The following is a 15,647-nucleotide window of genomic DNA, read 5'->3' as shown; positions in this document are numbered from 1 at the left end:
AAGGAGTTATTCCTTGAATCAACATAGACCGTTCGTCCTGGAACTAAATAGGGGAAATTTTACTTGTAGTAATCTTTAAATCCTCAGTGAAAATATATTTTAATTTTTGACTCTCATTTTGAAGCCCTATTATCGCTACAGTTACTCCTGCGTTTTGTTTTGCATTATTTGACCATTTAAAATCTTTATGTGCAAATCCTATCTCTATTCCTTCATTTAATATTCTCTTCCAAGTCAGGGAAACTTGTTCCCCTTGACTTACAGAATTTGTTGATACAAATGCTGAGCTAGCAATAATTCCTTTGATAAATTTTGCTGATTTAAAAAACCATGCACTTATATAATCAAGAGATTTAAAATCTGATCCAAATACAATTTTCAAATCTTCTTTTTGAATATCCGTTTGCCTTCTTGATCCTAGATATGGAGGATTCCCCAAAATATAAATCTCTGAATCAGGATTTTTGGGACAGACCGTTTCCCAATCAATTCGACAGGCATTTCCTTGCACGATATTTCCAGATTCCTTTAGTGGAAGTGTTGGGCTAGTTTGCCCAAATTCCTTAAAGAATTCTACATTCATCTGATGCTCTGCCAGCCAGAGAGAAAGCTGAGCGATCTCATGTGCAAAGTCATCTAGTTCGATCCCATAGAAATTTGTTAGAGAAATCTGTGAAATGTAATCTCCCCCGAAATTCAGACTACCACTACCTGCCTTTCCGGTTAGCTTGGCTTTTTCTTTAAGAATTAGGATTTCCAGCTTACGAAGTTCTTTATATGCAATGATCAGGAAATTCCCACTCCCACATGCAGGATCAAAGATTTTGATTTTGCTTATGCGATTGAGCAGTTCATTAAGTTTTTTCACATTTCCATTTGCGACAAAAAACTCCTCGTAAAGCTCCGTCAGAAACAGTGGCTCTATTACCTTCATGATGTTAGGAACCGAGGTATAATGCATCCCTAGCCCCCCTATGTTCAGGCGTTATAACAGCCTGAATCATGGACCCAAATATATCTGGGTTGATCGCACTCCAATCAAGCTCCCCACTATCTATAATAACCTGACGTGATCTCCTAGTAAATATTGGATTTGGATGTTTATGTCGAAACAATCCACCATTCACATAAGGAAAATCATTCAAGTAATGAGGTAAATCTTTCCTATGATCCTTTGGAGTATTGAGAGCATCAAACAATCGATCCAAGTAAGAATTCAAATCACTTCCATCTATCTGCGTATGGGACGCAATGGCTCCAGTAAACTGTCCTTCCTTAAATATATTCGTGTCCTCTGCAAAGAAGCAGAATAGCAAACGAGAGAGAAAAACATTTAACCCATGGACAAATTCAGGAGAAGTGTCAGGATTGTCCTTTTTAATTTCATCATAAAGACGAGCCATTTTTTCGGCTGCTTTTACATCTGCCGGATTCTCCACGGCATATTGGGCCTTTTCCATTCCTGCCCAAGGCAGAAAAAAATCAATGTGTTTAGGCAGATTTGAAATCTCTGTGTCAAGCGTATCTAATGTTTTGGTGTCCCATGCCATCAGTTGATGATAATCTGTAACTATGACAAATCGCTGATCATTGACTGCTTGTTTTTTGAGTTCGGTCAATGCCAGATTTAACTCTTTGCCAAACACTTCCTTGAAAAGAACCTTCTTTTTCCAATTGACCACGCCTGGACCCTTGAAGAGATTCAGATTTCCATTCTGCAAGCGAGCAATTGATGCTTTAGGTGTACCATAAGCTAAAAGCAAGTCGTATATGAATGTTTCCTGATTGAAATCAGAAAACAGTTTTTGGAGATTTTTCTCTATTTGGGTGATTGTCATGTTTTAAAATAGTGCTATTCTCAGGATGTTTGAATCAAATCTTGTATAGATTCAATAGTTATGTGAGTATCGGTCAATTTGGAGGCGTTAATTTCGCCCGATTCAATTTTTGCATTAATAATTTTACAGCTTTTGCGAAGTCATGATAAAAATCCTCCAGAACCAATATCAATCGATTCTGATGGTCCATTGCAAGGTGCAAAACTTCTTCACCAAAAACAGAAGCCCGATCTGATAGTCGAATTTTGGTTTGATTTGGCCTAAACTGGTGAACCATAGTGCTTCTTAGGTCCTCAAAAACTTTATCTGAACAGACTCTCCCTCTCCGGTAAATTGATGGTATTCTTTTCTGAAAAATTTCAACCCCTATTAAATCGTTTTCTCGGAAGGTTCTTTCTTAGTAATTCCTGATTCATTTCAAAAGGATGCTTATCCTCACATGCACCAAGAAACTCTATCCCTTGAATTATTAGTAGAAATTTGATAAAAGAATTACCACCTGAATTAACAAGGTCGCCCATCTCCTGCAAAAATAATGTTTCTAAAAATCGAACGACCTCAACTGGTCGGTAACTAATTTTGGAAACTTGTTTCGATGAAATCTGAATTTGTTTCTTCTTTTGTTTTTTTCTCCCATTTTTAAAAAATCAGACTTTTTGCAAACTAGGAAATTAAGACAAATAAAAAAATATCCAACATAGGGTAATTTTTGGAATACTGAATCTTAATTACAATCAGTGGGTTAATCCTCAATAAGTAAAAATTGAGGTAAAAGGACTTAATTCTTATTCTTGGTTTAGTAACCATCTGTTTCTGAAATAAAATAAAACTCTCAAAGAATAAGTTCATAAAAAAATGCTGATTTTGTTTTCAACTACCTCATAAAGTCTCAGCCTATTTTACATGCTGGCATTTTTTATTTATACCATCCATAGTTTCAAAACAGCCAATGAGGTTAATATTAAAATCAGTCCTCCAATTACCCATATAGAAATTTTAATTGTCTTATTTTCAGCGTCAATTACCTGTCTTAATTCTTTTGTGTTCTTTGCAAACTCGATTTCAATAATCTGCTTGATTTGATTTCTCTCGATTTCAATCAGTCGCTTTATTTCTGATTTATTGTCGTCAAGTTTTATTTTTACTGTACTTTCAAATTCTTTGTAAAAGTCCTTGTTTTCTTTTCGTATTTGGTCGGTTTTTTCCTCAAAAAGTATTGTAAGCTCGGTCTTGTTCTGCTTATTGGTGTTTTCAATTTCCGCTAAACTTTTGGAAACTTTTTCCTGTAGTTTTTTTTGTAGCTCATTTATTTTGTCAAGTGCATTACTATTTTCTTCAAACTGCTTAATTATTGCATTGAAACTATCGGTGAGATGCTTTAGTTTTTTATGCTCCCGAAACTTCTTTAAGTTGCTCAACTTCCTGGTTGAAATCTTCAAGTGTTTGATTAAATTTCTGCAAGTTGCTCATTTAGCTTTCTATTAAGTTTTTTCAATTCAGTTAATTTCTCTGTATAAACGTCATTCAGCAAATAAGCCAAATCGTAATATTCCGCAAGCTCTTCCAACATTTCGGGAAAGTATCTTGAAATAGAATGGCTCAATTCCGTTTTTGTTCTTCAGTCAAGTGTTTGCCTAAAATTTTTAACCTGTTCAAAAAGTCTTTTTGCTGTAAATGAGTAAAAGTTCCTTTTACACTTGACAAAGCACTTTCAAAACGTTCCTTTCCGTCACTATCATCATTTTCGTCCAATGCTAAACGCACAAAACCACTTACAAAATTTAGTCCGGCACTATTGCGATAACTTTCCAAAAATCGGCTGATACTGTCTTTCAGTTTCTCAAATTCTGTTCTGTTTGGAAATTGATTATTTGTTGTTAAAACTTCAAACCATTGCTCATAATCTTTTGGATTTTCCGCAATATGTTGAAGAACAAAAGTTGTTTCTGTAAAAATGAAATAACTATCAATTCGTTGTTTAAAGCTTTCACTATCTTCAAACTCTAAACACCAATCGGAAAGCGTTTTGAGTGATTGTTTTCGGCTATAAGCAATGTTTTCAAAAGTCCAGTTCAGCAAGTACCAAATTGATTTTTCTAAAACCGTGTTTTGCTGAACTCTTTGCAATTCTTTTTTAACGTCGGTATTTGGCTCATATTTAGTTATGTAATAAGAAACACTTTTGATAATGTGATTTTCAGTTATGGAATTGAACTTAACTTCGAAATGATTTATGAAATTGGTTGTCCAATCGGAAACAATTCCTAGCAGACTTAAACGATAAATTGCTTTTTGTAGGATATCGCTATTGATATGCAATTTGGAATATGCGTCTTTCCAATAAATTCTTACCTGGGATTTTTCTTTGAAGAAATTTCTGATTACACCCAAAATGATTTCAAAATCCATTTCAATATCATTTTGACCTTGGACAAAAAGAAAAACCTGTTTAAATATATCTCTGCCACCAAAACCAACTTCATCGCTTATGGCCTTCATTTCTGAAAATGTTGTGTCTTTATGAAATAATCGCTCAACTCGTTCTTGGTCATGTGTTTCGGGAGAATGTAAAACGTAGCATTTGCCGACTTTATTAGTGTTTTCTTGTTTTCGTTTATCCCACCGTCCAGCTCTTCCTGCTTCTTGATAAAGTGCTTCCACAGAACTCGGTAATCCATAATGAAATGTGTAAAAAATGTTTTGCTTGTCAATACCCATTCCAAATGCTTTGGTAGCAACTAAAAGTTGATATTCATTGTTTTTAAATTTCTTTTGAATAGTTTCTCTGTGAATAGAAAAACTTTTTGAACTTAAAATCGGTATTTCTTTAAGTTTTACAAGCGAAGTGTTTGGACTGTTGCCATTTCTTATTTCAGTAAACCTATTTTGAAACAATATTTGGCTTAACTCCTTTTCTTCTAAATTTAAGTTTAGAGCTATAATTTTATTTTTAATTTCTTCTTTAAGTAGATCTCTATTATTTGCGATATCACTACTTACTTCAATCCAAATTTTTCTTGTTGGACAACTTCCTGCATACCAATTGACTTGATTTTGATAATCGGCATTTAGAGTATTTGATAATGAGTAACATCCATAGGCACCATTTACATTTGGTGTAAAAATTAAACCTGCTTTTTCGGTAGTTTCAAAAAAACTTTCTGTGTCTTTTAGTTCGTTAATTAGATTTTTTAGCTTATCAATTTTATTCCCATTATCATTAAGCACTTCAAACTGTAATTCTTTACGGCTGTAATCCAATAGCGATTTTATATTTTCATCTTCTAAACGCTGTTTCTGTCTTGAAAACTCAATTTTGATATCTTTTAAAACATTTACAGAGGCCGTTGCTGTTAAACCAATAAATTTGATTTTACCTTCCCCGTCTTCATCTTTCGGACTTAACTTGTCTATGGTTTTTGCCAAATTCAAATATGAAGTTCTGAAATCGTGTCCCCATTCTGAAAGGCAATGCACTTCGTCCACAACTGCGTATGCAATAGAAAAATTGGCTACAATCGCACTTATTTTTTCTCTAAAACTTGGTATTTGAAATTTCTCTGGAGAAATCCAAACAAACAAATATCGGCCTTGCTCAAAGTTGGTTTCGATTTCTTTCGTCTTTCGTCTGCTTCCAAATCACTTGTAATGAAACTTACGTTTGTTACAAGTGATTTTACCAAATTATCGTTTTGGTCATACATCAACGATTTGATTGGACAAACCACAAAATTTATGCTTGGTTGCAATAAACAAGGAAGTTGATAACACAAAGATTTTCCACCACCTGTAGGCAAAAGCCCGATTGTATCGTTTCGGTTTAGTGCATTTGAAATAATTGGAAATTGCCCTTCACGAAAACTTGGCTTATCAAAAATGTTTTCAAGAAAAACTCTAAATATGGTTTGTCTTCATCCGTTATATTGTAATTAATTGGCTCTGTTGTACTAACTCTGAAATAGTTTTTATCTTTTACAATGTCAAAATAATCTGTGCGTACAAAAATCACATCATTGCTGATTTTGTTTTCGTCTGTATACCGTTTGAATAACGAAAAGTCAATATTTATGGCTTTTGTTGTTGGGTGAAAATTAATTTTATCGTTAGTTATTTCAATATTGAAAATTGGCTTTTTGAGCTCATTCTTATTTTTAAGTTGCCAAATTTTATCAACCCAGATAAGCAAATCGTTTATTGCCAATTCTGAAAAACCGGGCAAATCTTCGTGAGTTAAAATGTTAAAATTCCAATCTTCGTCAAAAGTCAAATACTTGTGAGTAAGCAATTCAATGAGCAAAATCTGAAAACGGATTATTGCTGTAGGTAATAATTTCGTTTTAATTTCTTCTTCGCTTATCTGATTTTCTTCTATTTTCTCACAAGCATTTTTATAGAAGTTCAGAAGTCTTTCATAGCGTAAAAGATGATTTAAAATCGTTTCGACTTTTTCTGTATAAGTTCCGTTTCGCAGTTCTAGGGTGGTAATTCTTATGGTCGTAATTCCTTTACTCGCCAAATAGTTATCTCTGATGTTATCTGAAACTCTAGTAACTTCATCAAGTTTGTGTTGTTGTCCGTCAATTTCAATTACAAGTTTTGCTTGTGGTAAATAAAAATCAACTTGTTGATTGATAAAGTTTCTGTCATCTTCTCCTGTAATTTCGTTGATTTCGATTTCGGGAATGAGCAAAGACTGAACAAAAGAATATTCGCCAAACTCGTTAGGTATGATTTGCTCAAAAAAGTCTTTTGCAGGAAAGTAATTGCGTGCTCTATCTCCTTTAATTGTATCGTTCCAAATAGGTTTTTGCTTTGTCGCAATCAAAAGCGTTCTTCGAAGTTTTCAAGTCTATGAACTTCTCCTAGTTGAAATTGCAAATATTTTGAAAGGGTTGTCGGAAAACCACGCTGCAAAATGTTTTTTAAGACGTACAAAATAGGCAACAAATCATTATTTACCTGATTTGTTACAAGATTCTGAATTACAAAATTCGGATTTGTATAAGTGTAGTTTGCAGTGTATTTCTTCATCCAATATTCATTCGTTCATTTTTTGAAGTGACGTTTTTCAAGCTTACCTGCTACTTGGGAGGAGGCAAAGCACTAATCTTGTGGAGGCATAGGAGTTCTCCCCGCTATTAGTCAAACATTTCTAAATTGCTTTTCATCGATTTTGTATTAGGATTATCTGTCCCTAGACTAGAGGAGAATATGTCAAATGCTTTTTGAAATACTCTTTTGCTTTTGCCTTTAACCCAATGTTAAAGTAAATTTCTCCTAAATTTGCATATGTAGAAGCAGTACTTGGATCGTCTTCTCCAAAGTTTTTGAGATCGGATGCCAATGCGGATTCAAGGAGGTTCTTTGCTTCATCATACATACTCAAATCGAGGTATACTTTAGCTAAGTTGGATTTGTGAATAGCAGTTGATGGGTGATCTTCTCCAAAAATTTTGAGATCGGATGCCAATAAGGATTCAAGGAGGTTCTTTGCTTCACCAAGCATACCCAATTCGAAGTATACATTAGCTAAGTTGGATTTGCGAATAGCAATAGTTGGGTGATCTTCTCCAAAAATTTTGAGATCGGATGCCAATGCGGATTCAAGGAGGTTCTTTGCTTCGTCATACATTTTTAAATCGAGGTATACAATAGCTAAGTTGGATTTGCTAATACCAGTTGAAGGGTGATCTTCTCCAAAAATTTTGAGATCGGATGCCAATGCGGATTCAAGGAGATTCTTTGCTTTCTTATAGTCTCCTAAATAACGATATATATTTGAAAAGTTGGAGCGGACATTAGCAGTACTTGGATGGTCTTCCCCAAAGTTTTTGAGATCGGATGCCAATGCGGATTCAAGGAGGTTCTTTGCTTCATCATACATACCCAAATCGAGGTATACTTTAGCTAAGTTGGATTTGCGAATAGCAATAGTTGGATGGTCTTCTCCAAAGTTTTTGAGATCGGATGCCAATGCGGATTCAAGGAGATTCCTTGCTTTTTCATACATTCCTAAATCGAGGTATAAACTACCTAAGTTGGATTTGCGAATAGCAATAGTTGGATGGTCTTCTCCAAAGTTTTTGAGATCGGATGCCAATGCGGATTCAAGGAGATTCCTTGCTTTTTCATACATTCCTAAATCGAGGTATAAACTACCTAAGTTGGATTTGCGAATAGCAATAGTTGGATGGTCTTCTCCGAAGTTTTTGAGATCGGATGCCAATGCGGATTCAAGGAGATTCCTTGCTTTTTCATACATTCCTAAATCGAGGTATAAACTACCTAAGTTGGATTTGCGAATAGCAATAGTTGGATGGTCTTCTCCAAAGTTTTTGAGATCGGATGCCAATGCGGATTGAAGGAGATTCCTTGCTTTTCCATACATTCCTAAATCGAGGTATAAACTACCTAAGTTGGATTTGCGAATAGCAATAGTTGGGTGATCTTCTCCTAAATTTATGAGATCGGATGCCAATGCGGATTGAAGGAGGTACTTTGCTTCATCATACATACCCAAATCGAGGTATAAACTACCTAAGTTGGATAAAGTTGTTGCTGTTTGAAATTCTGCCTTTTTCTTATCGACAATTTCTAATGCTCTTTTAAAATAGTTGAGACTATTTTTTAAATCACCTTGGTCTTATAAATTAAACCTAAATTATTGAATGTGGTGGTGGCGTTTTCGTTAAAAAAATTATTTTTTTCGATAATTTCTATTGCTTCTAATGATTTATTTAAAGCCTCTTCATAATTTCCTGAAGCGACCAATTCTTTAACTATGCTATTTAATTGAAATAATTGTTTATTTGGATTTATTAATGCGGAAAGTTGGTCAAAAGCTCCTTTTTCATTTATATGGATTATTTTTTTATCTCTTAAAAAAACTGGTATTACATCAAGGTTTTTGTTTGTTAAAATTGGGATTATTTTTTTATTATCATATTTAATTGCTTCACTCAGCTCTGTTATATTCCAATTAGATAATCCTTTATCACCTATTAATATTAAAAAATATTCAGCTTCTTTTACCGCATTTTCGATAGCTTCTTGCCAATCTACACCTGGTGTCAGATTCCATAGGTCTAGCCACGTATTTATTCCTTCAGCTTCTAGCCAAGTAGCCAAGGATAAAACGAGTTCCTTGTCGTTTGAGGAATGAGATATAAATGCATTATATTTATCTTTCATCTTTCCTTTTAATTATTTGTTCTTTAATAAGCATTTTTTGAAACTCAATCTTTACAGATTCATCAATTAAGCTTTCATTAAACAAGGCATTAATTTCTTTTAGCTTATCTTTCAATTCAGATTTATAATTATTGGGTTGAGCATCAGTATACAGTCTGCCAGGAGGAAGCCCTTTTATACCGCAAACCAACTCATGAAAAGGCCGGCGTTCATCAATGTGAGTTAGGAACTTTACCCAAGTTCTGAGTTCTAAAAAATCTGTTACAAATTTGGAGTTGCCATTTGGAAGCAATAATGGAATAACCCTAAATGATTTGTCTTGCGTTTGTTTATTTAATGCTTTACTAACTTCTTCTTCGAACCACCCTTTTGGAGTACTACTTCCAATAACAATTATACAAGTTCTTGCTTTCTCTAACCCTTTTGACATTGCTTGCCTAAATGGTTCCCCTGGAATTAAGATCCATTTGTCAAGCCACACTCTTAAATCGTGATTATCTTCCAACTTATTTGCAATCTGTTCAACAACTTCTGCATCCTGATGAGAATGGCTCAAAAATGTATCATATGTTATCAAATCATTCATTTAGTCATTTATAGAATCTTAATATTGCCTAACACTTAATATCTAAACAACTGCATATATCAATTATAAATTTTAATTCGTGTTTGTTTTTTAATGTCAGAATCATAGATATCAAAATGATTTTTTCAACAACAAATGTTAAAATGCGATGTTATTGGATATTTTATTATTGGGATGAAATGACTTTAAATATTTACGATATCTAGATCAAACTTTAAGATCGGAATCAAAATCTTCAGTTGCAATACTCAGAACAGGGTAATTTTTAATATTCATCTTAAAAAATCGATCAAAATTTCAAATATGGCTGTGCAAGTTTATTAAATTTATCTGAAGGTTTAAATCCTTCTGATTTCAAATAAGACAAGAAATCCAAATAACATTCTGCTTCAGTTTTGTTTAATTCATTTGACTCCAAGAACCTTTTAAGGTTTATTTTGACATTGGATTCATCCAACTCAAATCCTAAATATGCCATTGAAACCAACCTTTTTTAATATCTCGAATATTTTTTTCAGCCCCAGATCTCTTCCAATAATTAATAAAATTTGCCCTATATTCCTCTGCGGATTCTAGCTTATAATTTCCTATAAAAAAAATATACTCAAAAAGAAGATTTATAGGATAGGCATTTCTTACTTCCAAACAATCAGAAATAAAGATTTGATTTACCTTCTCTCCCTGCACCCTCTCATCTTGTCTGCTATTTTCTACTGTCTTCTCTTTTTCTATAATCTTATCTTCTTTATTCTTATGGCATTCCTGCGGCAATGCCGTGGCATTACTTTGGGATTCTCGGTCTTTTTTTGCTTGCTTACCATCTGGGTGCCATCGTAGATTTGCTTTAACTCTTTGAACTTCTCTTTTCCTATCCATTTCCTTCATTCTGGATTTTAACGAAATGGAATAAAACATCCCATTCTCATCACGCTGAAAAAGCTTGTAACCACTTATTACCTGTTCAATCAAGTCTTGGCTGACTTGTAACACCATTGCAAGTCTCTTTGGCTTGAACTCTGCTTCATAATTTTCGGTATCCCTTAGGAATTCTATTATCGCCCAATAGATGCCATATCCTTCATACCCTAAATCTCCTCTCAAATCGATGATTTTCTCATCATTTCTGGCATTAGAATCGTGTCTAAACCAATATGCATCTTTCATATTATTCGCCCCTCCACAGCTTTAAAAAATTGATGTAAAAAACCATCAAAATTTTTACAGATTAGGTAAATCCCTCCTGCCTGCTCAATCCTTTGCTGATATTTCTTTTGAGCCTCACTCTGTTTATCATTACCAAGTTTGACTTCAACTTTTATGGACAAACCAAAAACAGTTATAGATACATCAGCGGTTCCCTCTGTAGAGGTGCCTCTAATCCATTCTACCGACCCAATTACTTTTTTTGCACCAGTTATTGGATCGTCATAATACTTCCTTTTGTCGACCTGTCTACCCATAGAATTGATTCGTTCTGCTATTCCACCTTGAAGTTTTATAAACTGTTGGATAGCTTTTATAAATCCACCCTCTTTGGAATCAGTAAAACGATATGATCTTACTGAAATAGCATGTTTTGGGATTAATGGACGGTCTTTATAAGCAAAATCAAGAACTCTTTTTGAAAGCTGTTTTAATGCAGGTTCGGAGGATTCTCTATCCCAATTAATCTTGTTATTTAGCTTAGACTTTGGATGTGCTATTTTTGAACTTTCGAGGTTTTCTTTCAGATTATTTGTGAATATCAATCCTTCAATAAAATCCTCTAATTGCTCCCTTGTTCGGTTTTCATTTTTATAAATACGCTCAGGAAATAAATAAAATTGACCGAATGATTGGGAAACGCCTAAATCAAGAATACACATTGCATATTCAATTGTTCCGTCAATATTAATACCCATTAGTTCTCCTATGAACCAATTTGTAAATCTGGATGAATCTAGTGAGACAAAAGCCCTTAATTCCCCTGATTTTGAAATACCTTTCAATATCCATTTGGGATTTTCTCCACGAATCATTTTTGATTTGATTTCATAGATTCCATATGGATAGAATTTCTGTCCAAGAAACTTACTAAAGAAACCATAATCTTTCCCAGACCCTTTAAATACTAAATCAAAGCTGATTTTTTCTGGAGTTGGCAAATCGTAGTCATCAAAATCACTCATGGCTACCTCCTTTCTTAATTCTTTTTAAAATAACTTTCTTCGCTTCCTCTTCCACATCAAATGGTCTCTTATTACCTTCTTTGATCCATTCGATCAGATCATTCTTCGAGAAATAAAGTCTACCAGCACGCTTAGAATGCGGAATAATTCCCCTGGAAACATAGGAGTAAATAGTTTGTTTCTTTAAATGCAGGAAATCTGATGTCTCATCTATAGAAAAAAGCTTATCTAAACTTTCATTAGAACTGCCTTCTATGACAAGACTTTTAAGGAGTTGGACCTCTCCGAATAGCTTATATAAAGCTTCCGGCATGTTGTTAAAATCTATCCAATTTTTTTCCATAGTGTTTTTTTCTTTGGTGATTGAATCAAAACTACCAGATGAAATACTTCTACTTGGATTTGCCGTAAAGTGCGTAAGTAAATACGTGAAGAGCGTAGAAAAAATCAATTTTTAGATTACTAAATCATAACAGACCAAACATGCTTTGAACAATCTGGTCTAAAATTCTTTATTGAAACCTCATTAAAAACATCTGTCTCAAATGCCTCTTTAAGTAAAGTTAAGTATGCATCTTTATTTTTATTATAAAGAGATTCGCTTGAACATTTGAGGTAAAATCCATAAAAAAGTTTGACTATTGCCATTTTTGCTCCATGGATCAATCGGATTTTGGGTATTGTTATCAACTCCTCAGTCTTGCAAAAGAACTCTTAATAAAATCATCAAAGTTTTCTTCCGATAGAAAAGGAGATTTTTCCTTTTTTTGAAAGGTTTTTTAGTTCGGAGAAAAATTCTACAATTTTATCAATTTCCATAGATGGAATAAACTTGTTCTCATAGTCTTTCCAATTGGGAGAGATATATTTATCAATTACTTCTACTTCGTAAGTGCCATCTTTTGGATTCTGTATTCTAGGCTTGCAAAACTCCTGGATATAATCTGTAAATGAGTAATTACTTGGAAGTCCAACTAGGTATTCTAAACCAACCCCTTTCTCTGAATAATCAAGAAAACTGGATAAAACTAATCCAAAAATAGAATCCCAATAATCACTCATTAGATAAGGCTCTGGATTTCGGCAGTAATCTTTTAATGCTTTTAAGAACTTTTTGAATTTCCTTTTCTCTCGTGTAGGTCTTTTACATTCTTCATTTTTAATCATAATGAGTACATCTCTGACTTCTTCTAAATCTGGAAATGCAGAAGTATCTCCCTCAAAAAGCCTAAGAAGCTTTTCATCAAGCTGCTTGAACTCTCTCATTATTTACCATAATTAGAATAGTAAGCATTTATCGATGCAAATAGTGAGTCTTTTTTAGAATTCACATTTAATTGCTTCTCCCTAATTAGTTCAAGTAGTTTATTTAATGAACCAATTTTGTCATGAAGTACGAGTTTAAACCCCCTATCATTTCGCACGATTTGTTTGATAGCAGGATGAAAAGAAGATCTAATTTCTGTTAGATTTTTAAGAGAAAAATCTTGATTTAAAAAATCTGTAGGTTTAGCAAATGCAATTGATGCAAGTTCTTTCAAAATTCTCTCTTGTGTAATTTCTAATTCATCCATAATTGGTTCTGATTTCCATTTGAGATAATTTGAAAGGTTAGCATTTGTTAACATTCTTGAAGCTTGAACCTTTGCTGATTTCTTACTATACCCAGCCTTTATCGCTGCCGAAGTAGCATTAAAACCATTAGCTAAATAAGCCTCTGCAAAAAGTATTTCCCTATCTGAAATGCTTATTTCTTGATCTCCTATTTTTATAATTTTTCTTTTCCCCATTTCAAATATTCTTCAATTCCGATAAACACTCTTGAAAATAAGCAATAATTGGATAGCATCAGTATCAAAAAACTAAATAATATTAAAGAAATAGTTGGATGTATTCAATATACTTCAATGCATGAAATCGGTAATTTTACCTAAAATATCCTTCTTAGTATCATCTTCAAATCCAGCAAAATAAAGCTGTGTAGTTTTTACATCTGAATGTCCAAGAGATTCGCCAACAAATTCCATGCTTGCATCATTTCTTATTGCTGAGGTAGCAAAGGAGTGCCTAGCCCAATAACTCGAAATTTCTCCAGTTATACCATTTGCATTTGCCATAATTTTCAAATGCTGATTTACAAAACGAATAAATTTTTTGTTTACTAAATACTTTTCTTCAGCAGACATTTCCTTTTTCAGAAATGGAAATATGTAATTCTCAGGATTCTTAGAGTCAGTTGAATATTTTTTAATCACAGATTTAGCAAATTCTGTGAGTGGTACTTGAATAGTTTTGCTATTTGCTTTCTTGGTCTTTTTTGTTTTCTCCCTTATAAATTCGATGAATTCACCGTTAATATTCTTCCATTTCAAGTGAATTATATCTTTCATATTAATCCCATTACATGCAAAAGAAAAAAACCAAAAATCACGGGCTTTTTGTTGTTCTTTCGTCTTTGGGATTGAATTAAATAAAAGTTTAAGTTGATCTCCATTTAAGGCTTTCTTCTTTCGGGTACTTGAAGGAATTTCATACTTTTTCCTACCAAATGGGTATATATCCCTATCTATAATTTTCTGGTCAATGGCTCTATTAAAAATAACCCTAAGCCCTCTCATATATATCCCGACAGTTGTTTGACTTTTACCTTGGATGTTAACCATCCATGATTCATAATCATTTAAAAATTTAACCGTTATTTCTTGGAACAAAAGTTTTGATGGTACTTTACCGCTTCTGCTTTTCAAAAATGATTTTAATGACCGCATACTCAAATCATAACTTGAAGCTGTGGCAATCCTCTCATATTCTTTAAGCTCTTTCACATAGGTTTCATATTGAAAAAAAGTATTTGCCTTCTCACCTGTTTTTACAATAAGAGATTCTTCAAAGGAATCAAATGTGAATATTTGTAACAGCTTCAATTTTTCCTTGTAAAAGATAAGTAGCTCATCCAAATCACTTTTTATAGATTTTTCCTCTTCCCTTAATCGCCTCCCTTTTTCAGGGAATTTAATTCTGTCAAAAGTTTTCTCATCCAAATCAAAGTCAGTAGAATAGAGTCTTACCTTTTTAGTAATACCGTCATAAACTCTAATTTTAACTGGGTACATACCATTTTGCTTTTTTCTCCTGGTATCCAAGTAATATGATATAGAAACTGGATCTTTTGCTTTATCTATTCTTCTAGCCATTCCAAGTATGATTTATTCAAAGATAAAATTTTGCACAATATTTGCACATAAAACAATCCATAAATTAATAAATAAAAAGATATTAAAACAGCTTAATTGCCTATTAAAAGAATATAAATCAACATTTTAAGTATAAGACAATAAAAATATAGATAAGCTAATTTCTGACTCATAATCAGGTGGTCCCTGGTTCGAGCCCAGGTGGGCCCACCAAGGTGGGTAAAATCAAATTCAAATGATTTTGCCCACTTTTTTTGCCCTTATCTTTTTGTTAACCAGATAGATAAGGTTGACTAATTCATTAATTCTATCGGTTCGATGTTCTTCCCCGTCAAAAGTGAGATTTTCCGGAAAGTTCGAACCAATTATCCTTCTTTTTTGACTTAAATCTCCTAAAGAAAAAGAAAATCAAGCTTTCCAGCGATTGGGACTGCTTTTGTGAAATTATTTATCAACTCCTTGTCTGAATTTGGTTCGATCCTTGTCAGTTTGGCTTCTGAGGATAATATCTGTTCCAACAATTCTCTTTTCACATCTTTATAATCCTCTGAAGTCAGGTCTTTTCCAAAAACAAATAGTCTAATAGGCATGAAATGGATACCAAATTTTAGGCCCTTTTCGGGGTTTACTGAAAGATTAATGGAGGTTTCTTTCAGTTCCCATTTTCTCC

17 protein-coding genes are annotated in these 15,647 nt (G+C 33.4%); all 17 read right to left on the bottom strand.

The window, feature by feature from the left end; translation table 11 throughout:
• Nucleotides 1-43: 43 nt before the first annotated feature.
• A complete protein-coding gene (locus tag V8V91_RS26210; protein WP_373397963.1) occupies nucleotides 44-934 on the bottom strand; it encodes a DNA methyltransferase in 891 nt (296 codons plus the stop codon).
• Between the two features lie 4 nt (nucleotides 935-938).
• A complete protein-coding gene (locus tag V8V91_RS26205; RefSeq protein ID WP_373397962.1) occupies nucleotides 939-1,838 on the bottom strand; it encodes a type IIL restriction-modification enzyme MmeI in 900 nt (299 codons plus the stop codon).
• A gap of 920 nt (nucleotides 1,839-2,758) precedes the next feature.
• Complete coding sequence (locus V8V91_RS26200; RefSeq protein WP_373397961.1) at nucleotides 2,759-3,256, bottom strand: hypothetical protein; 498 nt, start codon at nucleotides 3,254-3,256, stop codon at nucleotides 2,759-2,761.
• Nucleotides 3,257-3,285: 29 nt separating this feature from the next.
• Nucleotides 3,286-3,441, bottom strand: a complete 156-nt coding sequence (locus V8V91_RS26195; RefSeq protein WP_373397960.1) for a hypothetical protein — start codon at nucleotides 3,439-3,441, stop codon at nucleotides 3,286-3,288.
• Nucleotides 3,438-5,420, bottom strand: a complete 1,983-nt coding sequence (locus V8V91_RS26190) for a helicase-related protein (RefSeq protein ID WP_373397959.1) — start codon at nucleotides 5,418-5,420, stop codon at nucleotides 3,438-3,440. The genes V8V91_RS26195 and V8V91_RS26190 overlap by 4 nt, the downstream gene beginning before the upstream one ends.
• Nucleotides 5,363-5,635 (bottom strand): DEAD/DEAH box helicase, encoded by a 273-nt coding sequence (locus tag V8V91_RS26185; protein WP_373397958.1) that lies wholly within the window; start codon nucleotides 5,633-5,635, stop codon nucleotides 5,363-5,365. The genes V8V91_RS26190 and V8V91_RS26185 overlap by 58 nt, the downstream gene beginning before the upstream one ends.
• A gap of 23 nt (nucleotides 5,636-5,658) precedes the next feature.
• Entirely contained in the window at nucleotides 5,659-6,663 is a 1,005-nt protein-coding gene (locus V8V91_RS26180; protein WP_373397957.1) for an endonuclease domain-containing protein, read from the bottom strand.
• A 369-nt stretch (nucleotides 6,664-7,032) separates the two neighbouring features.
• Entirely contained in the window at nucleotides 7,033-8,430 is a 1,398-nt protein-coding gene (locus V8V91_RS26175) for a tetratricopeptide repeat protein (RefSeq protein WP_373400818.1), read from the bottom strand.
• A 35-nt stretch (nucleotides 8,431-8,465) separates the two neighbouring features.
• Entirely contained in the window at nucleotides 8,466-9,029 is a 564-nt protein-coding gene (locus tag V8V91_RS26170) for a toll/interleukin-1 receptor domain-containing protein (protein ID WP_373397956.1), read from the bottom strand.
• Nucleotides 9,019-9,615 (bottom strand): toll/interleukin-1 receptor domain-containing protein, encoded by a 597-nt coding sequence (locus V8V91_RS26165; protein ID WP_373397955.1) that lies wholly within the window; start codon nucleotides 9,613-9,615, stop codon nucleotides 9,019-9,021. The genes V8V91_RS26170 and V8V91_RS26165 overlap by 11 nt, the downstream gene beginning before the upstream one ends.
• 465 nt (nucleotides 9,616-10,080) lie before the next feature.
• Nucleotides 10,081-10,779: a Lin1244/Lin1753 domain-containing protein gene (locus tag V8V91_RS26160; protein ID WP_373397954.1), complete on the bottom strand. Its 699-nt coding sequence runs from the start codon at nucleotides 10,777-10,779 to the stop codon at nucleotides 10,081-10,083.
• Nucleotides 10,776-11,783: a hypothetical protein gene (locus V8V91_RS26155; protein ID WP_373397953.1), complete on the bottom strand. Its 1,008-nt coding sequence runs from the start codon at nucleotides 11,781-11,783 to the stop codon at nucleotides 10,776-10,778. The genes V8V91_RS26160 and V8V91_RS26155 overlap by 4 nt, the downstream gene beginning before the upstream one ends.
• On the bottom strand, nucleotides 11,776-12,126 hold the full coding sequence (locus V8V91_RS26150; protein ID WP_373397952.1) for a helix-turn-helix domain-containing protein: 351 nt from the start codon (nucleotides 12,124-12,126) through the stop codon (nucleotides 11,776-11,778). The genes V8V91_RS26155 and V8V91_RS26150 overlap by 8 nt, the downstream gene beginning before the upstream one ends.
• Nucleotides 12,127-12,509: 383 nt before the next feature.
• Complete coding sequence (locus tag V8V91_RS26145) at nucleotides 12,510-13,049, bottom strand: hypothetical protein (protein WP_373397951.1); 540 nt, start codon at nucleotides 13,047-13,049, stop codon at nucleotides 12,510-12,512.
• On the bottom strand, nucleotides 13,049-13,573 hold the full coding sequence (locus V8V91_RS26140; protein ID WP_373397950.1) for a terminase small subunit: 525 nt from the start codon (nucleotides 13,571-13,573) through the stop codon (nucleotides 13,049-13,051). The genes V8V91_RS26145 and V8V91_RS26140 overlap by 1 nt, the downstream gene beginning before the upstream one ends.
• 114 nt (nucleotides 13,574-13,687) lie before the next feature.
• Nucleotides 13,688-14,977, bottom strand: coding sequence for a tyrosine-type recombinase/integrase (locus tag V8V91_RS26135; protein WP_373397949.1), 1,290 nt, complete (start codon nucleotides 14,975-14,977; stop codon nucleotides 13,688-13,690).
• A 392-nt stretch (nucleotides 14,978-15,369) separates the two neighbouring features.
• Nucleotides 15,370-15,567, bottom strand: coding sequence for a hypothetical protein (locus V8V91_RS26130; protein WP_373397948.1), 198 nt, complete (start codon nucleotides 15,565-15,567; stop codon nucleotides 15,370-15,372).
• Nucleotides 15,568-15,647: the final 80 nt, after the last annotated feature.

Origin of the sequence: Algoriphagus halophilus (assembly GCF_041729275.1) — a bacterium.
Classification (GTDB): Bacteria; Bacteroidota; Bacteroidia; order Cytophagales; family Cyclobacteriaceae; genus Algoriphagus; species Algoriphagus halophilus_A.
Note: the sequence above shows the minus strand (reverse complement) of the source record. Positions and strands in the feature narration are given on the sequence as shown.